Source organism: Cupriavidus sp. 22TCCZM04-2 (assembly GCF_057798895.1).
In genome coordinates this window covers 45,760-68,490 of sequence record NZ_JBYOJS010000013.1, presented here as the reverse complement: position 1 = coordinate 68,490, position 22,731 = coordinate 45,760, and the positions used below count along the sequence as shown (strand labels likewise).

Sequence of the window (22,731 nt, the reverse complement as noted above, 5' to 3'; positions counted from 1 at the left end):
TCGATAAATCGAACACGTTCGTTATAAAGAACGTTTTGTGCAATATAACGAACCACTCGCCATGACGCAACCCCCTACCCAGAAGCCGCAGGGCGATGGACCGCCCGCCGTCGGCGCCGCGCTGCAGGCGCTGCGCCAGGCCCAGCAGCTTTCGCTCGACGACCTGTCGCGCCGCGCCGGCGTGTCCAAGTCGATGCTGTCGCAGATCGAACGCAACCTGACCAACCCGACCGTGGCGGTGCTCTGGCGCCTGGCCAACGCATTGGGCATCAATCTTGCCGACCTCCTGTCCGCCGATGCAGGCGGCCGCCCGGTCGGCGGCATCGCGCTGGTGCAACCGCACGCCATCCCCTCGCTCAAGAGTCCTGACGGGCACTGCGAGCTGAAGATCCTCGGACCGATCGAACTGGCCGGGCGCTTCGAATGGTATGAGCTGACGATCCAGGCCGGCGGCGTGCTTGCATCGGAGGCGCACGAAAACGGCACACAGGAACACCTTTCGGTGCTCAACGGCGCCATGTCGGTGCAGGCGGGAGCAGAGGAAAAGAAGCTGCGGCATGGTGAAACGGCGCGCTATGCGGCGGACGTGCCACACGCTATCCGTAATCGCGGCAAGGCGACGGCAACGGCCTTATTGGTTGTAGTGCACCCGGCTTAACTGCGGCAAGCACGGAACGTTGATCTTATGCGGAACCGGGCCGCTGACCCGCCGTCAAACGCCTTAGTCCTCGGAAACGCATTGACGCATCGCAGCATCGGGCGAGACCAGATATGCGGCGCAGGCATGTGTCTTGCGTAATTCCGTGGCTTCGAGCGCGCGGCTATCAGCCGCGTCAGTCCCAGCAAAGCGACCCCCTTCATTCAAGGAGACGAACGTGCTGAGCCCGCATGAACTTGCTACGCTGCTGCTCATCAGCGGCGGCGCCGAATCCCTCGATACCACCGACTCCCGGCAGATTGATCCGGTCGACCTTCACGCGCTGGTCGACAAGGAACTCGTCCGGCTGGAAATCCTGCACGGCCAGCTGCAGAGTCCTCGCCTGACCAACGACGGCCACTCGATGTTGCGCGCCATGGGTTGCTGCCGCTGAGCCGCTCCCAGGCAGTTCCCGGGACCGAACGCCTATACTGGGCCGCATCGGCCCACGCATGGGTGTGTGCGGGCCTGGCTTCGGACGCTGATATTTCGACGCGAGGCAACCCCTACTCTCTCCCGAACGGCGCGCGGCACGACATCCCCGCGCGCCTCGACCGTCTGCCCTGGTCGCGCTGGCACTGGCGCGTCGTGCTGGCGCTTGGTATCGCTTGGGTGCTCGATGGCCTCGAGGTCACGCTGGTCGGCTCGGTCGGTGCCGTGCTCGAACGGCGCGACACGCTGGCACTGAGCGCCACCGAAGTCGGCTGGACAGGTTCGCTCTATATCGGCGGCGCCGTGCTCGGCGCGCTCGTGTTCGGCCGCATGGCGGACCGCCTGGGCCGCAAGCGGCTGTTCCTGGCCACGCTGCTGGTCTATCTGGTGGCGACGCTGGCCACGGCGTTTTCATCGGGCTTCGCCGTGTTCGCGCTGTGCCGCTTCTGCACGGGCCTGGGCATCGGCGGCGAATATGCGGCCATCAACTCAGCCATCGACGAACTGATTCCGGCGCGCGTGCGCGGCCGCGTCAACCTGGCCATCAACGGGAGCTTCTGGCTGGGCGCGGCGCTCGGTGCCGGGCTGAGCCTGTTGCTGCTTGACCCGCGCGTGCTCGGGCCGGTGTGGGGCTGGCGCGCGTGTTTCGCGCTGGGCGCGGTGCTGGCCGTCGCCATCATGCTGGTGCGCCGGCACGTGCCGGAGAGCCCGCGCTGGCTGGCCACGCATGGACGGCTGGCCGATGCGGAGCAGGTGATTGCCGACATCGAGGCGCGGGTGTACCCGACGCGCCAGGTGCCTCCACTCGCACCAGCCATACGTTCCGAACCGGTCCACGCATCCACCTCGCCGTCCGTGCGCGACGTGATGCATCTGCTGATGCGGCGCTATCGGCAGCGCAGCCTGATCACGCTCGCACTGATGCTGGCGCAGGCCTTCTTCTACAACGCCATCTTCTTCACCTACGCGCTGGTGCTCACGCGCTTCTATGGCGTGCCGGATGGCCGCGTGGCGCTCTACATCTTCCCGTTCGCGCTCGGCAATGCGGCGGGGCCACTGCTGTTGGGCCCGCTCTTCGACGAGGTCGGCCGGCGCCGCATGATCGCCATCACCTACGTGTTGTCGGGCCTCGGCCTGGCGGCAACCGGATGGGCCTTCACGCAAGGCTGGCTCGATGCCACGGGCCTGGCCCTGTGCTGGTCCGCGGTGTTCTTCCTGGCGTCGGCAGCGGCCAGCTCCGCGTACCTGACGGCGAGCGAAGTCTTTCCCCTCGAAATGCGTGCGCTCGCGATTTCGATCTTCTATGCGCTGGGGACGGGGATGGGCGGCTTCATCGCGCCGGTACTGCTCGGCGCCTTGATCGAACGCGGCAGCCGCGGTGCGGTGGCGGCGGGCTACGGCCTTGGGGCCGCGCTGGTCATCGCCGCGGGGCTGCTGGCCTTGCGCTATGGGGTCGATGCGGAACGGCGGCCGCTCGAAGACGTGGCACGCCCCTTGGGAAATGACTGGCGCAACACACCGGATTGATATGGGCGCAGTGCTCCCAATTTAGCTTCCGAAAATTGCGGATGTCGCGCCCGCTCATTGTCGCGTTACTATAAAAAATCATTCTTTCATTCCGATGAATGATTGATGATTTTTTCGAACAGACTGACCAATCAATCCAACGATGAAAATTACACTTGATGCGCTTCAGGTGGTCGAGTCCATTGCGCGCTGCGGCACGTTCGGACTGGCCGGCAAGGAGCTGCATAAGGCCCCGTCTTCGCTGAGCTATGTCGTGCAGAAACTCGAAAGCGACCTGGGCGTCACGGTGTTCGACCGCAGTGCGCACCGCGTCAGCCTGACCATCGCGGGCGAAGTCCTGCTCGAAGAAGGCCGCCGGCTGCTGCGCGCCGCGAACGACCTCGAGGAGCGCGTCAGGCGCGCCGAAGCCGGCTGGGAATCCGAACTCCGGATCGCCACCGACGCGCTGGTGCCGTTCGATGCGGTGCTGCCGTTCATCTCTGCATTCCAGGCCGAAAACAGCTATACCCGGCTGCTGTTCTCGCAGGAGATGCTGGGCAACAACTGGAAGGCGCTGGCATCGGACAGCGTCGACCTGCTGATCGGCGCCGTGGGCGATCCGCCCGCGGTCCAGGGCCTGTTCTCCGTGCCGGCCGGGAGCGTGCGGTCTGTCTTCGTCGTCGCGCCCGGGCATCCGCTGGCGGCGGCCGAAGAGCCGATCGATTGCGCCGTGCTGTGGCAGCACCAGTTCGTGGAAGTCAGCCTGCCGCAGGAAGACGCCGCACAAGCTGCGCCGGCCCGTCCGCTCGTGGACGGGCAGCGGCACATCAGCGTGCCGACGCTCGACGCCAAGCTCTCGGTGCTGCTTTCCGGGCTGGCGTGCGGCTACCTGCCGGCCTGCGCGGCGCAGCCGTACCTTGACAAGGGGCAGCTCGTGGCCAGGCGGCTGGGCGAGGAACGTCCGCCGCAGATGCTGCATATCGCCTGGCGCAGCACGGATCCCGGCCGGGCCATCGGCTGGTGGATCGAGCGCAAGGACATGCTGGCAGAGACCCTGCGGCAGCAGCTGGGGCTGCAGGCCCCCGGCGGCTCCCGCGATCAAGACCGGTCATCGACCATCGAGCGCATGCCAGCCACGTGACTGGCGCCGCGCCCGCACTGCGATCAGGACCTGTCGCGCAGATCGTGCCAGGCGACCAGCAGGAATCCGCCCACCAGTCCCAGGTGCTCGAAGAACGCGTTCGCCATCATGAAGCGCGCGTCGCCGGAAACCTCCCAGAAGCGATTGGCCAGGAACGTCGCCATCAGCGTGAAGCCGGCCAGGCCCACTGCGCCGAGCCAGCGGTAGAAGCCCGCCAGGATCATGACGGAGGCGCCCAGTTCCAGCGCGATGGTCGCTGCCGCCAGCGGCCCGGCGGGCGCCAGGCCGAAATGCTGCATCTCGGCAATGGCGGCCGGGAAGTCCAGCGCCTTGTTCAGACCGCCCTGCAGATAGGCGGCGCACAGTCCCAGCATGGCCACCCAGCGCACGGCCGGCGTGGCGAGCCGGGATACCCCGGTCCCGGCAGCGGGCGAGGTGACACGGCCTTGTTCGATCATCGCAGACCCTCCCTGTTCGCGCAGTGCTTGCACCCGGCCAGCGACGGCACCGCCCGGCGAAGCGATGCCATATTAATTCATCATGCGTTGGTTAAAGGGCGTCATTCACGAGTTTATTTTCTCGACGCCGGCCCACTATGGTTGCGTTGATGCTTCACCGCTGCTCCATTCGAGCTTCCATCCGGTTCTTCGAATAGTCTGTTCGAAATAATCCGTTATGCCGGCCACCGATGCATCGATATACTTTCGCGACGCGACGCAGCGGGTCCGGCGAGTACACCGTTCCATCCGTCGTGCGGACATCGCTGCCAGCACGCAGACTCGCGCAGTCAGCCGAAACGCATCGCCCCCGCCATGCCGCCGTGCGCGCCCGCGTGCCAGACCGGTGGCATGGCTGTCTTTCCACCCCAGGAGAAAACCGTGAGCAATCCGAAGCTTGAAGTCCTGACCCCGCAGAACTGCCAGTTGATCTTCATTGACCAGCAGCCACAGATGGCATTCGGCGTGCAGTCGATCGACCGGCAAACCCTGAAGAACAATGTGGTCGGGCTGGCCAAGGCCGCCAAGATCTTCAATATCCCGACCACGATCACCACCGTCGAGAGCGAGAGCTTCTCCGGCTTCACGTACCCGGAACTGCTGGACGTGTTCCCCGACCACAAGCTGCTGGAACGCACCTCGATGAACTCGTGGGACGACCAGAAGGTGCGTGATGCGCTCGCGGCGGCGAATCGCAAGAAGGTGGTGGTCTCGGGACTGTGGACCGAGGTGTGCAACAACACCTTCGCGCTCAGCGCGATGAACGATGCCGGCTATGAGATCTACATGGTTGCCGATGCGTCGGGCGGCACCTCGAAGGAAGCGCACGACTACGCGATGCAGCGCATGATCCAGGCCGGGGTCGTGCCCGTTACCTGGCAGCAGGTCCTGCTCGAGTGGCAGCGCGACTGGGCGCACCGCGACACCTATGAGGCCGTGATGGCGCTGGTCAAGGAACACTCGGGTGCCTATGGCATGGGTGTGGACTACGCGTACACCATGGTCCACAAGGCGCCGCAACGCACGGTGAAGACGCACGAGGCCATTCCTGCCGTTCCTGCGCGCTGACACCATCGCCAGCTGAGCGCGGGCACCGCGGCGATGGCCGTGGTGCCCGGCCCGCCGCCGGTTCTTTGCCGCAGCCGCAGCGCCCGGCGCAGCAACTGCCCACAGGAGTTTTTCCATGAATGCCTCGACCGCGCCGGACCTGATTCTCGTCAACGGCAAGTTCACCACGCTGGACCGGGCCAATCCGCAAGCCGAAGCGGTCGCCATCCGCGAAGGCCGCTTTGCCGCCGTTGGCACGAAGCAGGAGATCATGCAGTCCGCCGCCGGGGACACGCGCGTGATCGACCTCGGCGGTCGCCGCGTGATCCCCGGGCTGATCGACAGCCACATGCACATCATCCGCGGCGGCCTGAACTACAACATGGAGCTGCGCTGGGACGGCGTGCGGTCGCTGGCCGACGCCATGCGCATGCTGCGCGACCAGGTGGCGCGCACGCCCGCACCACAGTGGGTGCGCGTGGTCGGCGGCTTCACCGAGCACCAGTTTGCCGAGAAGCGCCTGCCGACCATCGACGAACTGAACGCGGCGGCACCGGACACGCCCGTATTCATCCTGCACCTGTATGACCGCGCCATCCTGAACGGCGCGGCGCTGCGTGCGGTCGGCTACACGAAAGACACGCCAAACCCGCCGGGTGGCGAGATCATGCGCGACGCGCGTGGCAATCCCACCGGCCTGCTGCTGGCGAAGCCCAATGCCACCATCCTCTATGCGACGCTGGCCAAGGGGCCAAAGCTGCCGCCCGAGTACCAGAAGAACTCCACGCGCCATTTCATGCGCGAAGTGAACCGCCTGGGCGTGACGGGCGTCATCGATGCGGGAGGTGGCTACCAGAACTACCCCGAGGACTACAGCATCATCGAAGAACTCCATCGGGAAGGCCAACTCACCGTGCGGCTTGCATACAACCTGTTCACGCAGAAGCCAAAAGACGAGCTGAGCGATTTCCGCACCTGGGCCGGCAAGGTCAAGCCCGGACAGGGCGACGACCTGTACCGGCACAACGGCGCCGGCGAGATGCTGGTCTATACCGCCGCCGACTTCGAGGACTTCCGCGTCGAACGGCCCGAGATGCCGCCGTCGATGGAAGGCGACCTGGAGCCCGTGATCCGATTGCTGGTGGAGAACCGCTGGCCCTGGCGCCTGCATGCCACCTATGACGAGACCATCTCGCGCGCGCTGGACGTCTACGAGAAGGTGGCGCGCGACATGCCGTTCGATGGCCTGCACTGGTTCTTCGACCATGCCGAGACCATCACCGACCGCAATATCGACCGCATCGCGGCGCTGGGCGGCGGCATTGCCGTGCAGCACCGCATGGCCTACCAGGGCGAGTACTTCGTCGAACGCTACGGCGCGAAGCCGGCCGAGCACACGCCGCCGGTGAAGAAGATGCTGGAACGCGGCGTCAAGGTCGGCGCAGGCACCGATGCCACGCGCGTGGCCTCATACAACCCGTGGGTATCGCTGTACTGGCTCACCACCGGCAAGACCGTGGGCGGCTTGTCGATGTATCCGCAGGCCAATGTGCTCGGCCGCGAAGCCGCGCTGCGGCTCTGGACCGAAGCCAACACGTGGTTCTCGAACGAGGAAGGCAAGAAGGGGCAGCTCGCCGTGGGCCAGCTGGCGGACCTTGCGGTGCTTTCGCAGGATTACTTCGCCGTGCCCGGCGACGATATCCAGGACATCACTTCCGTGCTGACCGTGCTCGGCGGCAAAGTGGTCCACGGCGACGGCGACTTCGGCAAGCATGCGCCGGACCTGCCGCCGCCCATGCCGGACTGGTCGCCGGTACGGCATGTGGGCGGCTACCAGCCGCGCCCGACGGCGCCGGCCCGCGCGCACGCGCTGGCCACCGCGTGCGGCTGCGACAGTGCCTGCGGCGTGCATGGCCACGGGCATGCCAGGGCATGGACGTCCGATATGCCGGTTTCGGACGAAGGCACATTCTGGGGCGCGCTCGGCTGCTCGTGCTGGGCATTCTGATCGGGCCCGGCCACCACCTGAAGCGGTCCTCACCAAAAGGAGGCCAATGATGAAGGTCTATATCGTCTCTCTCGCCGCCGGCATCCTTGTCGGCGTCATCTATGCCCTGATCCAGGTACGCTCGCCGGCGCCGCCGGCCATCGCGCTGATCGGCCTGCTCGGCATGCTGATCGGCGAACAGGTCGTGCCCACCGTGAAGCGCCTGGCGGCCGGCGAACCGGTCACCGCCGCATGGTTCCGCAGCGAATGCGTGCCGAAGATCACCGGCGCGCCACCCAGGGCGGAAGGCACTGCGGAAGCGCCGGTCACGCTCGCCTCGCGCGGCAAGGAGGGCGGCCCGTGAGCGAGCGCCGCCACAGACCTGCCGGACGGCATCGATGACAACCCGCGCCGACCGGCGATGCCGCTGCCTTGCGGCATTGGCCGCGGCGCAATGCGCCATGGCAGCGGACAGATTGCCGCGCGCGATGCGCGGCTTGGCCTGCAGGGCCATTTCGGCGCGCTGTTCATGGGCAACTTGGACACGCCCTATACCAGCTCGACCAAGGGCTACGACCCGTCCTACCCGACCACGGGCGGCCATATGGCGCTGATGGGCAATGGCGCCGCGGCCACCACCGACAACGTCGAGAACACCAGTTCCTTCGACCGCACCGCCGTCTATGCTTACTACAGTCGCATCAACAACCGCAGCAATGCCGCCTATGACTTTGCCATCAACGGCGTTGGCGTCCACGCGGGCGCAGACCCGCAGACCTTCGCGCTCGGCATGCGCCACAATTTCTGACGGACGCTCCGCGCCGTCCGGAGACAGCCTTGAACCCCGCCCAGCCCGCTGATGCCGCCGCTCCCGTGGCGGGGCCGGCGACCGGCTACATCCTGTCCTTTATCGCGGGCTATGTGGACGTGGTCGGGTTCATCTCGCTGTTCGGCTTGTTCACGGCACATGTGACGGGCAACTTCATCATGATCGGCGTCGATATCACCGGCCATGCGCCGGGCCTGCTGGCCAAGCTGCTGGCACTGCCGGCCTTCGTGCTGGCCGTCGCGGCGACCCGGATGGCGGAGGTGCGCATCGCCCGGACGGGGCGCTCCCCGGTTGCGCCGCTGCTGCTGGCGGAAGCGGTGCTGCTGGCACTGTTCATGGCCGCCAGCCTGCACGCGGCGCCCGTCACCGACCCGTCGGCGGCGGCGGCGATCGTGGCCGGCATGCTGGCCGTCGTGGCCATGGGCATGCAGAACGCGCTGTCGCGGACTTCCCTGCAGGATCTGGGCCCGACCACGATCATGACGGGCAATACGACGCAGATCGTGGTCGATCTCGTGGACCTGCCGGGCGCATCCGGTCCCCAGCGAGACGCGATCCGGCGCAGGCTGCGCAAGATGGGGCCAGCCCTGGCCGCGTTCGCGCTGGGTGCCATCCTCGGTGCGCTCGGCTTTGCCAGGTTTTCGGTCTGGTGCATGCTGCTGCCCACCGCCTTGCTGGTCGCGGTCTGCGTTCCGGCCTGGCGGCGCGGCCAGGTGTCCGCAACCGGCTGAACGGAGCCCACATAGCCTGGAGAAAACCGGGTGCCAGAGGACTACCCTGCCATCCTCTTCGGCGCGTTCGACCGTCACAACTTCGGCGACCTGCTGCTGGCACATGTCGTCGCCCACGTCGCGGCAAAGGACATGGGCGGGCGTGCGCTGCACTATGGCGGCCTGGCGCAGCGCGACATGTCGGCGTGCGGCGGCCACGCGGTGCAGGCGCTGGCGCAACTGGCCGCGCGCGTGGGCGACACGCCGGTCGACATTCTCCATGTCGGCGGCGAGATCCTGACCTGCAGCGCCTGGGAGGCTGCCGTGATGCTGCTCCCGCCCACCCAGGCGCCAGCCGTCATCGCGCAGCTCGATGCCGATCCGGCCGGACGCGCGGCCTGGGCGCGCGAGCAGCTTGGACTGCACGATCTCGCGCCCTACCTGCTGCCCGATGGTCTGTTTGCCAACGTCGTGAAGGTGAGCTACCACGCGATCGGGGGGATCGATCTCGACCGGCTGGAGGCCCCCATGCGCGCCGAAGTCGTGGCCAAGCTCAAGGCCGCCAACTGCGTTGGCGTGCGAGACCGGCACACTCACGCGATGCTGGAATTCGCGGGCGTCGGCTGCCATCTCGAGCCGGACCCTGCCGTGATGGTGGCCGAGCTGTTTGCGCCACGCATCGGCCGGCATGCGCGGCGCGGCGAGCCCGCCGGCGTGGTGGCCGCATTCCCGCACGGCTACCTGGCCGTGCAGTGCAGCGCCGACTTTGGCGACGACGCGACGCTGGCGACGCTTGCCCGCCAACTCGAACAACTGGCCCGGGCGGAGAGTCTTGGCATCGTGCTGTTCCGCGCGGGCGCGGCGCCCTGGCATGACGACCTGGACGTCTACCGGCGGCTGGCGACGCGCATGAATGGCGTGCACGTAGCCCTGTTCAGCTCGCTCGACCTGTGGGACATCTGCGCGCTGATCGCCCATAGCCGCGGCTTTGCCGGCAGCAGTTTGCATGGCGGCATCGTCGCCGGCGCCTGGGCGCTGCCGCGCATGGGACTGCTGCGTCCGGGGCAACCGCTCGCGGCAAGCAAGCAGGCCGCCTTCGATGCGACCTGGGGCACCGGCAGCACACTCTCGGCAGTGCCGGTCGACGCGCTTGCGTCCGGCATGGCGCAGGCCATCGCCGAGGCGCCGGCGCAGCGCGAGTCGCTGGCCCGGGACCTGGTGCAGGCCTGCCGCGCGGGCTTCGCCGCGCACGCGTGACCCGCCGGCCGTCACAGGCGCTCGACGCGCACGAAGAACTCGACCCCTTCCTCGGTGTTGTCCAGCGCCTGGCCAAACGTGATCCAGCCGTGACTGCGCAGCATGACGTCGTCGCGGCGCAGGATAAAGCTCTCTTCGCCGTCGAGCGTAACGTGCGTGCCGTTCGAGCTGCGGTCGACCAGCACATAGCGGCCGCCGCGCGTCTCGACGGTGGCCTGGAAGCGCGAGGCGCGGCGGTCCGACACCACGATCGTCATGCCGCTGTCGCGGCCGATGGTGACCGGCGCCGAGGCAAGATTCATCTCCACCACCGCCGAGCGGTAGCGCAGCGTGAGAAACACCGAGCAGGCGGTCCGGGGGCTTTCGGTATCGATCAGCGTCAGGTCGGTGGCCTGTTGCCAGATCGCCTCGAACAATTCGACCGGTTGCTCGCGGCCGCGCACTTGTGTCGGGTACAGGTAGCGCGTGGCCTGGCGCAGCAAGTCGGGAAGCTGCTCCACGGATTCCGCGCTGGTGATGATCTGTCCGCGCGACGCCAGCTTGCATAGCCGCGCGGCAAGGTTGACGGTATCGCCGAACACGTCGCCCGATGCATCAGCAAGCACCGGGCCATGGTGAAAGCCGATATGGATCGACATCGGCACGCCGGACACAGGCGGCAGCTGGGACACCGCGAACTGCATGTCGAGCGCGGCCTGCAGCGCGCGCCCGGCCGCGGGGAACAGCACCATGATCTCGTCGCCAATGGTCTTGACGATGCGCCCGCCGGCCGCTTCGGAGCAGGAGCGCATGACGCCGAGGCATTGCGCAACCGCAGCCATGGCCGCCGCATTGCCGGCCACCTCGTACAGCCTGGTGCTGCCGCTGAGGTCGGCAAACATCACCGACCCATCCGGCGCCTCGTTAAGCGGTTCCCGGTTCATATGCGCCCCGGCCCGCCACGCTGCCGGCGGGTCAGTTCCTCAATGCAGTCACGCGATCACGCAATGCTGGAATTCTGGCACTGCCACAGGCGATCCTCAACCAGATTGGCACGGCATCCGCACCAAAGACCCGATGCAAACAGCAGGGTCGTGGCATGCTACTTGCATATCCGCGTCCCCGGGAGGCGACCGTATGTCGCTCACCGAAGGGTAGCTAGGGTTCCGGTCGTGCCACGCGCACGATGACTGGTCCGAGAGCAACCGGCCACTGGCAGCTCGCGCGCCAGCGGCTCCACGGCGGGACAAAAGCCCGGGAGGTTCACTTCGTGAAAGAGGTGGCTTCCCTGCCCTTGTCCACCGATTGGAGCCAACCTATGCCGGTAACCCCCGTCAACCGCCGTCCAGCCCGAAAGCTTTGCGTCAGCCTGGCCCTTGCCGCGGCCCACTTCACAGGCGCCGCCCATGCGCAGGATGCCGCGCCTGTGCCCGTCGAGAACACCGCCGAACCGAATGCCGCTGCAGAACCCTATACCTTCACGGGCCATCTCGATCTGGTATCTCGCTATGTGCTGCGCGGCGCCACCACCACCTATGGCAACGGCGCCCCGCTGGGCAACGCCGGGGCGGACGCGCCCGAATCGTCGCGGCCGGCCCTGCAATGGGGTCTGGACTTGGCCCATGAAAGCGGCTGGAGCATTGGCTACTGGGCATCCATGATCAACTATTCGTACCGCCAGCTCGGACGCTCCTACAGCGACCGCAGCATCACCGATTTCCAGAACAACCGCTCCGTGGAAAACGACTTTTACGGCGCCTACGGCGGCAAGCTGGCGGGTGACCTCGGCTATACGGTTGGCATGACCGCCTACTACTACCTCAACGGCGAACACGCCAACGCACTGGAAACCAAGGCGGGCCTTTCCTACGGCCCGCTCAGCCTCAACGCGCAAACCTTGCTCAACGATGTGGTGTGGGGCAACAAGGGCGATACGTACTGGACGCTTGTCTACACCCAGCCGCTGCCGTACGGCATGACATTCAGCGCCACCGCCGGCGCCTACACCTATCGCAAGGAAGGCAAGTATCTCGGCACCACCGACACGCTGACGGGCACTGCCTGCGGCCCGGGCGCCGCCTTCGTGGTGAATGGATGCTTCGCGGGCAACGCGCCCGTCGGCAAGGCCTTCCGGCACCTGACCATGGCGTTGAACGCGCCCATTCCCGGCACGCCGGCAAGCGTGGGAATCCAGTGGATCCTTGGTGGCAAGAACCGCTTCGGCGTCAGCCAGAAGAACCAGTTCCTGGCATCGGCAACGATCGGATTCTGAACCCCGGGCGAAGGAGCATGCAGCGGAGCCGGAACTCCGCATGCACCGCCCCGGCGGCCGGCAGGTCTTTGCGCCTGCCGGAACGCCTCTACCGGGCGCTACGCTTGCGCGGCGCCTTCCCGCGCGAGCCAGGCCCGCCATCCGCCGTAGGCGGTGATGTCTTCGGCGCCCGCCAGACCGGCGGGCTCGCAGATGAATCCCGGCACACTGGTTCCGTCGGCCAGTTGCGTGCGGCCAATACCCAGCGGGGCCGGAATGCCCGCGACGAAGCTGCCAAAGCTGGCCTCCGGCAGTTCCCATACCTCCACCTCGATGGCAGCGCCGCCGTCGTCCACGCGCTCCAGCCCCGGACGCCGCGTGCCGCTGCCGGGCAAGGCATGGAGCCGATAGCAGGGCGCCGTTCGGGTGCATGCCACCAGCCTGGCACCACGATCGGTCAGCTGGTGGTGCAGCGGCAGCCCTTGCAGGTGTGCGCCACAGACGGCGACGCGGACCTGGCCGGAACGGACTGCGGCGAGCGATGCGGCATCGTCCGGCAACGCATGGCCGGTCGCGCCCAGGGTGGCGGCGCGCCCCCGCAGCGCCTGCTGCCAGCGCGTGGCCAGGCGCAGCAGGGGCACATCCTGATGCGCGGGGGCCGCCACTGTCACGCCAAACGGCAGCCCGGCTTCGGTGAAGCCAGCCGGCACCGCAATGCCGGCGTAGTCGAGCAAGTTCATGAAGTTGGTAAATCGGCCCAGATCACTGTTCAACCGGAGTGGTTCGGCCAGCATGTCGTCGATGGTGGGATGCTGCGGCGCGGTCGGCAGCATGAACGCATCGGCCTGGCCCCAGATGGCGTCGCACTCTCGGCGCAGCCTGCGCAAGCGATAGCTGGCCGCAAAGGCATCGGCGGCGCTTGGCGCGCTCCCGCCAAGCGTGATCTGGCGCGTGACCGGGAACAGCGCTTCCGGCTGCGCGTCGATGAAGGCGCGGATGGCCTGATAGCGCTCGGCCACCCAGGGTCCTTCGTATAGCAGGCGCGCGGCTTCCAGGAAGGGCGCGATATCGATCTCGATCAGTTCCGCCCCAAGCTCGCGGGCGTGTGCCAAAGCCTGTGCCCAGGCATCGGCGTAGCCTGGCCCCATCTGCCCCAGCTGGGCGAGCGAGGGCACCCCCAGCCGGAACGTGGCAGCGCGGCCAAAGTCGAAGCCGTGCGGCGAGGCGTGGCGCGAGAAAGCGTCCGCGTCATCGTAGCCCTGCGCCACCGCATAGACGCGGTGCGCGTCGTTGGCGGTCAGCGCAAAGATCGAGACTGTGTCCAGCGAGCGGCAGGCCGGCACCACGCCCGATGCGGACAACACGCCGCAGGTAGGCTTGAGGCCCACCAGGTGATTGAACGCGGCCGGCACGCGCCCCGAGCCAGCCGTGTCAGTCCCCAGCGCGAAGCTCACGTGCCCCAGTGCCACGGCAACCGCCGAGCCCGAACTGGAACCGCCGGATACATGGGCCGCATCGAAGGCATTGCGGCAGGCGCCGTACGGCGAGCGCGTGCCGTTGAGCCCGGTGGCGAACTGGTCGAGGTTGGTCTTGCCGACGGCAATGGCGCCCGCGTCGAGCAGCCGCTGCACCACGAAGGCGCTGTGCTGCGGTGTATAGGCATAGGCCGGGCAGGCCGCCGTGGTAGGACAGCCGGCCAGGTCGATGTTGTCCTTGATGGCAAACGGGATGCCATAGAGCGGCAGGTCCGCCGGATTGTCCGCCAAGAGTTCCCGGGCACGACGGCGCAAGGCGTGCGCATCGAGCCGATGGATCCAGGCGTGGTGCGGATCGCCCTCCGTGGCGGCAATCACGGCCTCCACGACATCGACGGGCGTGCGCCTGCCGTGGCGATAATCCTCTTGCAGCGAGGCGATATCCAGGGAAAACGGCACGGTGCCGGAATGGTTGGTCATGCTGCCACCTCGCTTTCCGGCACCTCGCGTTCTTGCACGGACTCCGGCACGATCACCACCACCTCCTGCCCCGCTGCGACCGGTGCGCTTTCGGCGCAGGCAACGCGCCAGACCGTGCCGGCGCAAGGCGCGGTCACGGCAAATTCCATCTTCATGGACTCCACCACGACCAGCGTGTCGCCGGCCCCCACACGGCTTCCCGCCTCCACCAGCAGCTTCCAGACACTGCCGGGCACCGCGCTGCAGACCGCGCGCGAGCCCTCCGGGCGCGTGCCGGCATCGTCGTGGGGCGCCACGGCGCCGGCGCTCTCTTCCACATGCTCGGCATGGCCAAGTTCGCGCCAGCGCTCGCGCTCGGCGGCAAATGCGGCTCGCTGGCGGGTGCGGAACGTTGCGATATCCGCGGCGTTCTCGTCAAGCATGCGCTGGTAGTCGCGCATGGCAAAGCTGCCTGCCTCGATGCGCAGCGGATAGCGGCCGGCCGGGAAATCCTTGCGGATCTGCACCAGCTCGGCTTCGCTCACGGGATAGAAGCGGATCTTGTCGAAGCAGCGCAGCAGCCATGGCTTGCCCGCCTCGAAGGCCGGCGCGCCGCTGTCGGCGTCGCGCCAGCGGTTCCACATCTGCAGCGTGCGGCCGACGAACTGGTAGCCGCCCGGCCCTTCCATGCCGTACACGCACATGTACGCGCCGCCGATGCCCACTGCGTTCTCCGGCGTCCAGGTGCGCGCCGGGTTGTACTTGGTGGTCACCAGCCGGTGGCGCGGATCGAGCGGCGTGGCCACGGGCGCGCCAAGGTAGACATCGCCCAGTCCCATCACCAGATAGCTGGCCGCGAACACGATCTCCCTGACCGCCTCGACCGATGCCAGCCCGTTGATGCGACGGATGAACTCGATATTGCTGGGGCACCACGGCGCATCGGGACGCACCGACTGCATATATTTGTCGATGGCGAGGCGCGTGGCGCTGTCATCCCAGGAGAGCGGCAACCACACGGTTCGGGACGGCACCGAGAGGCCGTCCGTGTCGCCCAGGGCGTCGTCAGCCTGCACGATCGCCTCCACTAGTGCGCGGCGGTCGAGTTGGGACGGATCGTAATGCAGCTGCAGCGAGCGGATACCCGGCGTCAGGTCGACGATGCCCGCCAGCGCGCGCGCCTGAACCGCGGCGTGCAGCGCGTGGATGCGCATACGCAGGCCGATATCGAGTTGCGCCTCGCCCAGTTCGACCAGCAGGTATCGGTCGCCGGCCTGCCGCACCACCAATCCCGGCCGGCCGGCGGCGCCGTCTCGCGCGAACACCACCGGTGACTCGGCCGAAGCCGCGGCAGGCACCGGCGGCTGCGCCGCCAGGGTAACTGCCAGCGCATCCTGCGCCATGCGTAGCCGCGCCGCCTCGTCCTGCCCGATGCGGCGAAAGCGCACCCGCGCGCCAGGCCGGAGCTGGCCCAGCTTCCACCGCTCGGCCGCGGCCACGACCGCCGGACAGACGAAGCCGCCCAGGCTGGGGCCATCCGGACCGAGAATCACGGGCATGTCGCCGGTGAAGTCGATCGCGCCGATGGCGTAGGCGTTGTCATGAATATTCGACGGATGCAGCCCGGCCTCGCCGCCATCGGGCCGCGCCCATTGCGGCTTCGGGCCGATCAGGCGCACGCCGGTGCGGCTGGAGTTGTAGTGAACCTCCCATTCCGCCGCGAAGAAACTGTCGATATCCGCTGCGGTGAAGAAGTCCGGAGCGCCGTGCGGGCCGTACAGGACGCCGATTTCCCACGATTCTCCCGGCCCTGGGAACGACGGCACGGCGGATTCGGGCAACGCCACCGGCTCGGTCGCGATGTCATCGCCGATATGCAGCACGTCCGCGACGCGCAAGGTGCGCCCGCCATGTCCCCCGAACTGTCCCAGCGTAAACGTCGAGCGGCTGCCCAGATAGCACGGCACATCGAAGCCGCCCCGTACCGCCAGATAGGCACGGCTGCCCTGGGCCCGTCCGGCGCCGATGGCGAGCGTGCTGCCCGCCTGCACGCGGTGCGCGACCCACTGCGCCAATGGCCTGCCGTCCAGCATGACCTCCAGGGGCGCGCCGCACACGGCGATGACCGCGTCATGCCAGAAGCGCAGCGTCGGGCCGCCCAGGGTGCATTCCAGGCCGGCGGCTTGCGGCGCATTGCCGACCAGCCGGTTGGCAATGCGCAGGGAGAGGTCGTCCATCGGGCCGGATGGCGGCACGCCCACGTCCCAGTAGCCCACGCGGCCGGGCCAGTCCTGCACCGTGGTCTGCACGCCGGCATCGAGCACCTCCACCGCATTGGGCTGGTAGTGCAAGTCGCCCAGCGAGCGCGTGACCATGCGCCCGGCGACGAAATCCTCGCTGGCGGCCACGGTGCGCAGGTAGCGCAGGTTGGTCTCGATGCCACCCACGCGCGAATCCGCCAGTGCCTGCTGCAGGCGGCGCACGGCATCGGCCCGGTCGGTGCCGGTGACGATCAGCTTGGCCAGCATCGGGTCGTAGTGCGACGGCACCTCGGTGCCTGCGCTCACCCAGCTCTCCACGCGGATATCGGCGGGGAATGTGACTTCGGTAAGCAGGCCGGCGCTGGGCTGGAAGTTGCGTGCCGGGTCTTCGGCATAAAGGCGCACCTGGATCGAAGCCCCGCGCGGCGCCGGCGCGTGAAGCGCAAAGCTGTCACCGCGCGCGAGCTTCACCATCCACGCCACCAGGTCAACGCCGGTGACCTGCTCGGTCACGCCATGCTCGACCTGCAATCGCGTATTGACCTCCAGGAAGTGGAACGCGCCGGTGTCGGCGTCGAGCACGAACTCCACGGTGCCGGCGGAGCGGTAGCGGACGGCACGGCCGAGCCGCACGGCGGCGTCGGTCAATGCCTCGCGCGTCGCCGCATCGAGGCCGGGCGCCGGGGTTTCCTCGACCACCTTTTGGTTGCGGCGCTGTGCGGAACAATCGCGCTCGCCCAGCGCAATCACGTTGCCTTGCCCGTCGCCGAACAACTGCACCTCGATATGGCGGGCGCGCTCCACGAACTTCTCCAGGAACAGCCCGGCATCCTTGAAGTTGGCACGCGCCAGACGCTCCACTGCCTCGAAGGCGGGCACCAGTTCCGCTTCGCTGCGCACCAGGCGCATGCCAATGCCACCGCCGCCCGCGCTGCTCTTGAGCATGACGGGGTAGCCGATGCGTGCCGCTTCGGCCAGCGCATGGGCCTGCCCATCGAGCAGGCCGCTACCCGGCAGCAACGGCACGGCATGCTGCTCGGCCAGCGCCCGCGCGGTGTGCTTGAGGCCGAAGGCCTGCATCTGCTCCGGCGTCGGTCCAATGAAGGCAATACCGGCCGCTTCGCAGTCGCGTGCGAAAGCGGGATTCTCCGACAGGAAGCCGTAGCCCGGATGGATGGCGCCGGCGCCGGTGTCGCGCGCGGCTTCCAGGATGCGAGCGGTATCCAGGTAGCTTTGCGCCGCGGGTGCCGGGCCGATGCAAACGGCGGCGTCCGCCAGCGCCACATGCGCGGATTCGGCATCGGCCTCCGAGTACACCGCCACCGAACGCAGGCCGAGTTGCCGCAGCGTGCGGATGATGCGGCAGGCGATCGCACCACGGTTGGCGATCAGCACGGTATCGAAGCGCGCCCCGGCCGGGCCGGCGCCGTCATCAGAAAAATTGGACATGGGGGAGGTTCCCTCTCGATGTCGGGCAGGTCGTCCTGCCGGATGGGATTCGCCACGGGTCGTCCCGCGGCAGCGCCTGTGCAGATCAGTACGGGCGCAAGTGAGGGATCAGGGCCGCGCTCAGGCGTCCCAGACGATGAACTCGACAGGGGTCGGGTCGTAGCCGTTGCACGGGTTGTTCAGCTGCGGGCAGTTCGATACCAGCATCCACACATCCATCTGCGCACGCAGCTCGACATACTTTCCCGGTCCGGAAACGCCGTCGGCAAACTGCAGCGTTCCGTCCGGCGTGACCGGCACGTTCATGAAGAAATTGATGTTGGGCACCAGGTCGCGCTTGCCCAGGCCCACGTCCGCCTGGGCCATGGCAAGCAGGTAGTTGTCGCGGCAGGAGTGCATGAACTTCTTCTGCAGCGCGTAGCGCACGGTGTTGCTCTCCGCGGCGCAGGCCCCGCCGAGCGTATCGTGCCGGCCGCACGTATCGGCCACGATGGTGAGCATCGGGTTGCCCTGGTTGGAAACCAGCACCGAACCCGTGGTGAGGTAGATGCCGCCCTGACGCAGCAGCGTGTCGGCGGCACTGTAGTGCTCCGCCACGTCGTGGCGGTTGTAGAACAGCACGTCGGCCGCCTGGTTGCCCATCAGGTCGACGATGCGCACGGTCTGGCCCGCGCGGATTTCCGCCAGCCATGGCTCGCCGGCTGGCTGGCGGTGGCGCAGCGTGGCGCCGGCGGGATCGAGGGAACTGGCATGCGGCTGGAATGCCGCGCTTGCCGCGATGGTCGTGGTGATCGTCATGAACGGCCTCAGGAAATGGCGAAGATGTCGGCGTTGTGCAGCGCCCGCGCGCACTCGGGGCGGAAGCCGCGGCAGTAGTCGTCGGCCGGTGCCGGGCCGGAGCGCCATGCCGCCACGCCGATCGCGCCCGGCTGATAGCCGTCGCGCGGGTCCAGGGGATGCGGCGCGGTGGAGATGGCGAGGATCAGGTCCATCTCGCAGCGCAATTCCACCGACGTGCCGCGCATGGTGCGCGACGCATCGAAGGCGAAGCGCCCTTCCTCGTCCACTGCCACCTTGCTGAACAGGTTGACGGGCACGATCAGGTCACGCGCGGACAGCCCGTACTTGCCGGCCTCCACCAGCAGGCCGTCGCGGCCCGAGCGATGCATGGCGTTGCGATGCGCCTCGAAGCGTTGTTCGCCGTACTTGTCACGCATGCGGGCCGTATCGAGCAGCGCGCCGAAGGGATCGTGCCAGCCCAGCGTGTCTTGCGTGAGCGAAGCCATGGCGCGCCCCATGTCGCTCATCAGCACATGGCCGCGCGTGAAGTGAGCGGTATGCAGCGCCTTGCAGGTATCGGGCATGCTGTAGCGCTCCAGCCTGTCGTGGGCGGCATAGAGAACCACGGCGCAGTTGGCCCGCTCACCCAAGGCCACGAAGCGCAGCGAGGTGCCGCGCGACAGGCGCCAGCTCCAGTGCCCGCCACCGGGCACGATCTCGCTCCACAGCACCTGCGCGGCAGGCAGATCCGGCGCAAAGCGCTGCCAGTGCGGCGCGGCATCTACCGGGGCGCCCGGCGGCGGGTTGTCCAGGGTGTGTTCGGCATGTGCCATCGAAGGGTCTCCTTGTCGGGTTCTTGGGTCAGGCGGCAGCGGCCTCGCGCGACAGCTGGTCGAGCAGGTCCAGGTCGGTCTGCATGCCCGAAGTGGTCCGGATGCGCGCCAGGATGTCGCGCTTGAGTTGCAGGAAATCCGGCGTGTGTTTCATCTCCTGGCGGCGCGTGGCGGGCAGGGGCACTTCGTAGACGCTGTCGATGCGGCCCGGGCGTGGTGCCATCAGCACGACGCGCTGGCCCAGGTAGATCGCCTCTTCCACGTCGTGGGTGACGAACACCACGGTGGTTTTCTCCAGCCGGTGCACATGCAGGATCAGGTCGTGCATGACCTCACGCGTCTGCGCGTCCAGCGCGCCGAAGGGCTCGTCCATCAGCAGCACGCGCGGGCGGCTCATCAGCGCACGGGCAATGGCCACGCGCTGCTGCATGCCGCCGGAAAGCTGGCCGGGATAGGCATCCGCCACGTGCGCCAGCCCCATCAGTTGCAGCAGGGCATCGGCCCGTCCCGATGCGGCTTCCACGTCCGCGCTGCTGCGGCGCCTGGTGAACAAGCCGAGGCGGCGGCAGAAGCGGATGTTCTCGGCGACCGTCAGCCATGGGTACAGGCTGTAGTGCTGGAACACCATGGCGCGTTCCGGCGCCGGGCCGGTAATGGCGCGGCCATCGCACTGCAATGTGCCGGCGTCGTAGCTCTCCAGGCCGCCCAGCGTACGCAGCAGTGTCGATTTGCCGCAGCCGGAAGCGCCCACCAGGGTGACGAAGCCGTTGTCGGCCACGTCCAGGCTCACGTCGCGCAGCGCCGGCTGGCCGCTGCGGGGACCGAAGAACTTCCAGACGCCGCGTACGCTGAGCTTGGGTTGGATGGAATCGGTCATGGTTCAGCGCCCCACGTAGAGATAAGGGAAGGCCAGCCGGTGCAGGCGCCGCATGAACTGGTCCAGCAACAAGCCGACCAGACCGATCAGCAGGATGCCCGCGAAGATCTTGTCGGTCTGCAGGAAGCGCTGCGCCTTTAGGATGGAGAAGCCCAGCCCGGAGCCCGCGGCAACCAGCTCGGCCACGACCAGATAGGTCCAGGCCCACCCCATGGTCACGCGCAGCGTGTCAAGCAAGGCCGGCTTGGCCGACGGCACGATGACATGCTGGACGATCTCGCTCCGCGTAGCGCCCAGGGTCTGCGCCGCCTCGATCTGCGCCATCGGCACGCGCCGCACATCCTCGGCCACCATCAGGACCATCTGGAAGAAGGTGCCGATGAAGATGATGGCAACCTTGGCGCCTTCATCGATGCCGATCCACACCATCACCAGCGGGATGAAGGCGACCGCCGGCATGTAGCGGATAAAGTCGGTCAGCGGCTCCAGCAGCGCCTGTACCGTGCGATAGCTGCCGATCGCCAGGCCCAGCGGCAATGCCAGCGCCGCCGACAGCGCCCATCCCGCGAGCACGCGCGCGGTACTGATGGCGACATCGCCTGCCAGGTCGTCGTTGAACGCCCAGTCATGCAAGCGCGACAGCACCGCGGCCGGCCCGGGCATGAAGACGGGATCGACCAGGCCGCTGGCCGCCAGCAGCGCCCAGGCCAGCAGCGGCAGCAGCAGGCCGGTCCCGACCAGCAACGCCGCACGACGCGCCGGGAGTCCGGAACGCAGGCGCCACCAGGGTGTGCGCGCCGGGTGCCATTCGGGTTCACGAGTAGCGTCGGCGGGCCGCGTCGGAGGCAATGCAGTCACGAGGAGATTATTGTCCGGCATGCACGGCCTCACTTGAGCGCTTCGGCCAGCAGCGTGGCATCCACGCCGCGGCCTGCATCAGGCTTGCCTTCGAGCAGCTTGTTGTCGTGCAGGAAGCCGGCAATGGCGGGCGCCACCGCTTGCAGCGAAGCGGGCTGCGCAGCGTCGAACGCGGCGCGGTTCGCGGCCGCGTCGAAAAAACGGGTTCCGGGCAGGAAGACCTTGTATTCCTCCGGCTTCATCCCGACCACCTTGGCCATGATGGCCGCGGCCTCGGCCGGTTGCTCCCGGATGAAGCGCTCCGCGTCGAACCACGCGCGGATCATGCCGACCAGGTCCTTGCGCTTGGCGGCAATCGCCTTCTGCTGCACCACCAGCAGGTCAGGAATCAGGCCCGGCATGTCGGCGGAGGTGAACAGCGCATGGCCCTTGCCGCTGCGCACGATGCGATCGATCCAGGGATTCCAGACCACCGCGGCATCCACGCGCCCCATCATGAAGGCAGCGGCGGCATCAGCGGCAGCGAGGTTGACGATCTTCACGTCGGATGGCTTGAGGCCCGCCTTTGCCAGCGCGGTGGCCAGCACGAAGTGCGAAATGCTGTATTGCTCCAGGGCGACGGTCTTGCCCTTCAGTTCGGCCACGGAGCGGATCCTGGCACCGGCCAGCAGCGCGTCATTGCCGGCCGAGTTGTCGTTGACGAGCACGGCCTTCAGCGGCACGCCCTTGGCGAGCGGACCCAGGGTGTCGGACCAGGACTGCGAGTTGGCGTCGAGCTGCCCGGAAGACAGGGCCGCGATCGAATCGCTGTAGTTTGCGAACCAGACCAGCTTGACATCGGCGCCGTGCTTGCCGAAGAAGCCCTTCTGCTGGGCAACATACCAGGCCACCCAGCCGGGCCAGTCGGAGACGCCGACGCGCACCTCGGCGCGCGCTGGCGTGGCGGCAAGGCATGCGAGGGAGAAGGCGACGCCGGCGAGCGCGGCATGCAGGCGTCTGGAAATGGTGAACGAGGACAGCAGGCGAGGCATCTGTGGGGCTCCTTTCAACAGTGGCAAAGGCAGGGAAGACACCTCGCAACGAAGTGAACCTCCCGGGCTTTTGTCCCGCCGTGGAGCCTGGACGCGGTCTGGTCTCTAGCCAGCGCGCCTGAGGCCGGTTGCTCTCGGACCAGGCATCGCACGCGCAGTGCGACCGGAACCCTAGCGACCCTTCGGTGAGCGACGATGCATCGCTTCCCTGGCCGAGATAGAGCAAGGCGTGTGCCAGTGCGCAGGCCTGGCTTGCGCACCTTGATCGTGCAGCGATGGCGCGGAACAGGGGATGGGTTGGCAACTTGGCGGTGCAGGCGGCACCGCTCGCACTGCTTAAGTGCGCATAGCGCCGGGGCTACAGGCTTGCCTGCC

The 22,731-nt window shown here is 67.6% G+C and carries 19 protein-coding genes, 1 pseudogene and 2 riboswitches; of the genes and pseudogenes, 11 read left to right on the top strand and 9 right to left on the bottom strand.

Annotated elements, in window-relative coordinates; genetic code table 11:
* Positions 1-61 precede the first annotated feature (61 nt).
* The 4 genes from AC3FKG_RS19210 (at position 62) to AC3FKG_RS19195 (ending at position 3,776) form a co-directional block, all read left to right on the top strand.
* The gene (locus AC3FKG_RS19210) at positions 62-658 is read left to right on the top strand and encodes a helix-turn-helix domain-containing protein (RefSeq protein WP_483713417.1); all 597 of its coding nucleotides are present in this window, start codon (positions 62-64) and stop codon (positions 656-658) included.
* 217 nt (positions 659-875) lie between these two features.
* Entirely contained in the window at positions 876-1,091 is a 216-nt protein-coding gene (locus tag AC3FKG_RS19205; RefSeq protein ID WP_488743886.1) for a hypothetical protein, read from the top strand.
* Positions 1,092-1,183: 92 nt separating this feature from the next.
* Complete coding sequence (locus AC3FKG_RS19200; RefSeq protein WP_488743954.1) at positions 1,184-2,656, top strand: MFS transporter; 1,473 nt, start codon at positions 1,184-1,186, stop codon at positions 2,654-2,656.
* A 142-nt stretch (positions 2,657-2,798) separates the two neighbouring features.
* Positions 2,799-3,776: a LysR family transcriptional regulator gene (locus AC3FKG_RS19195; RefSeq protein ID WP_488743885.1), complete on the top strand. Its 978-nt coding sequence runs from the start codon at positions 2,799-2,801 to the stop codon at positions 3,774-3,776.
* 23 nt (positions 3,777-3,799) lie between these two features.
* Here AC3FKG_RS19195 and AC3FKG_RS19190 read toward each other — a convergent pair whose 3' ends face one another.
* Entirely contained in the window at positions 3,800-4,150 is a 351-nt protein-coding gene (locus AC3FKG_RS19190; RefSeq protein WP_488743953.1) for a DoxX family protein, read from the bottom strand.
* 504 nt (positions 4,151-4,654) lie between these two features.
* Between AC3FKG_RS19190 and AC3FKG_RS19185 the strand changes: the two genes are divergently transcribed.
* The 6 genes and pseudogenes from AC3FKG_RS19185 to AC3FKG_RS19160 all read left to right on the top strand — a co-directional run bounded on the left by AC3FKG_RS19185 (position 4,655) and on the right by AC3FKG_RS19160 (position 10,103).
* Complete coding sequence (locus tag AC3FKG_RS19185; RefSeq protein ID WP_488743884.1) at positions 4,655-5,341, top strand: hydrolase; 687 nt, start codon at positions 4,655-4,657, stop codon at positions 5,339-5,341.
* 115 nt (positions 5,342-5,456) lie between these two features.
* Positions 5,457-7,328, top strand: a complete 1,872-nt coding sequence (locus tag AC3FKG_RS19180) for an amidohydrolase (RefSeq protein WP_488743883.1) — start codon at positions 5,457-5,459, stop codon at positions 7,326-7,328.
* A gap of 49 nt (positions 7,329-7,377) precedes the next feature.
* Positions 7,378-7,671: a XapX domain-containing protein gene (locus AC3FKG_RS19175; RefSeq protein ID WP_483714460.1), complete on the top strand. Its 294-nt coding sequence runs from the start codon at positions 7,378-7,380 to the stop codon at positions 7,669-7,671.
* Between the two features lie 99 nt (positions 7,672-7,770).
* A pseudogene (locus AC3FKG_RS19170) lies at positions 7,771-7,980 on the top strand (porin); the annotation flags it as partial.
* A 164-nt stretch (positions 7,981-8,144) separates the two neighbouring features.
* Positions 8,145-8,867: a YoaK family protein gene (locus AC3FKG_RS19165; protein ID WP_488743882.1), complete on the top strand. Its 723-nt coding sequence runs from the start codon at positions 8,145-8,147 to the stop codon at positions 8,865-8,867.
* A gap of 30 nt (positions 8,868-8,897) precedes the next feature.
* On the top strand, positions 8,898-10,103 hold the full coding sequence (locus AC3FKG_RS19160) for a polysaccharide pyruvyl transferase family protein (RefSeq protein ID WP_488743881.1): 1,206 nt from the start codon (positions 8,898-8,900) through the stop codon (positions 10,101-10,103).
* Positions 10,104-10,114: 11 nt separating this feature from the next.
* Here AC3FKG_RS19160 and AC3FKG_RS19155 read toward each other — a convergent pair whose 3' ends face one another.
* Complete coding sequence (locus tag AC3FKG_RS19155; protein WP_488743880.1) at positions 10,115-11,026, bottom strand: adenylate/guanylate cyclase domain-containing protein; 912 nt, start codon at positions 11,024-11,026, stop codon at positions 10,115-10,117.
* A 203-nt stretch (positions 11,027-11,229) separates the two neighbouring features.
* Positions 11,230-11,345: riboswitch (guanidine-I (ykkC/yxkD leader) on the top strand.
* A 55-nt stretch (positions 11,346-11,400) separates the two neighbouring features.
* Between AC3FKG_RS19155 and AC3FKG_RS19150 the strand changes: the two genes are divergently transcribed.
* Positions 11,401-12,354 (top strand): TorF family putative porin, encoded by a 954-nt coding sequence (locus AC3FKG_RS19150; RefSeq protein WP_488743879.1) that lies wholly within the window; start codon positions 11,401-11,403, stop codon positions 12,352-12,354.
* Between the two features lie 98 nt (positions 12,355-12,452).
* On the opposite strand, the gene atzF is transcribed toward AC3FKG_RS19150, so the two are convergent.
* The 7 genes from atzF to AC3FKG_RS19115 form a co-directional block, all read right to left on the bottom strand.
* Positions 12,453-14,288 (bottom strand): allophanate hydrolase, encoded by a 1,836-nt coding sequence (gene atzF / locus AC3FKG_RS19145; protein WP_488743878.1) that lies wholly within the window; start codon positions 14,286-14,288, stop codon positions 12,453-12,455.
* Positions 14,285-17,977, bottom strand: a complete 3,693-nt coding sequence (gene uca, locus AC3FKG_RS19140; protein WP_488743877.1) for an urea carboxylase — start codon at positions 17,975-17,977, stop codon at positions 14,285-14,287. Before uca ends, atzF begins: the two co-directional genes overlap by 4 nt.
* Before the next feature lie 120 nt (positions 17,978-18,097).
* The gene (locus AC3FKG_RS19135; protein WP_488743876.1) at positions 18,098-18,775 is read right to left on the bottom strand and encodes an urea amidolyase associated protein UAAP2; all 678 of its coding nucleotides are present in this window, start codon (positions 18,773-18,775) and stop codon (positions 18,098-18,100) included.
* A gap of 8 nt (positions 18,776-18,783) precedes the next feature.
* The gene (locus tag AC3FKG_RS19130; RefSeq protein WP_488743875.1) at positions 18,784-19,590 is read right to left on the bottom strand and encodes an urea amidolyase associated protein UAAP1; all 807 of its coding nucleotides are present in this window, start codon (positions 19,588-19,590) and stop codon (positions 18,784-18,786) included.
* A gap of 28 nt (positions 19,591-19,618) precedes the next feature.
* Positions 19,619-20,467: an ABC transporter ATP-binding protein gene (locus AC3FKG_RS19125; protein WP_488743874.1), complete on the bottom strand. Its 849-nt coding sequence runs from the start codon at positions 20,465-20,467 to the stop codon at positions 19,619-19,621.
* 3 nt (positions 20,468-20,470) lie between these two features.
* On the bottom strand, positions 20,471-21,325 hold the full coding sequence (locus AC3FKG_RS19120) for an ABC transporter permease (RefSeq protein ID WP_488743873.1): 855 nt from the start codon (positions 21,323-21,325) through the stop codon (positions 20,471-20,473).
* Between the two features lie 29 nt (positions 21,326-21,354).
* Positions 21,355-22,356, bottom strand: a complete 1,002-nt coding sequence (locus AC3FKG_RS19115; protein WP_488743872.1) for an ABC transporter substrate-binding protein — start codon at positions 22,354-22,356, stop codon at positions 21,355-21,357.
* 57 nt (positions 22,357-22,413) lie between these two features.
* A riboswitch (guanidine-I (ykkC/yxkD leader) is annotated at positions 22,414-22,542 on the bottom strand.
* Positions 22,543-22,731: the final 189 nt, after the last annotated feature.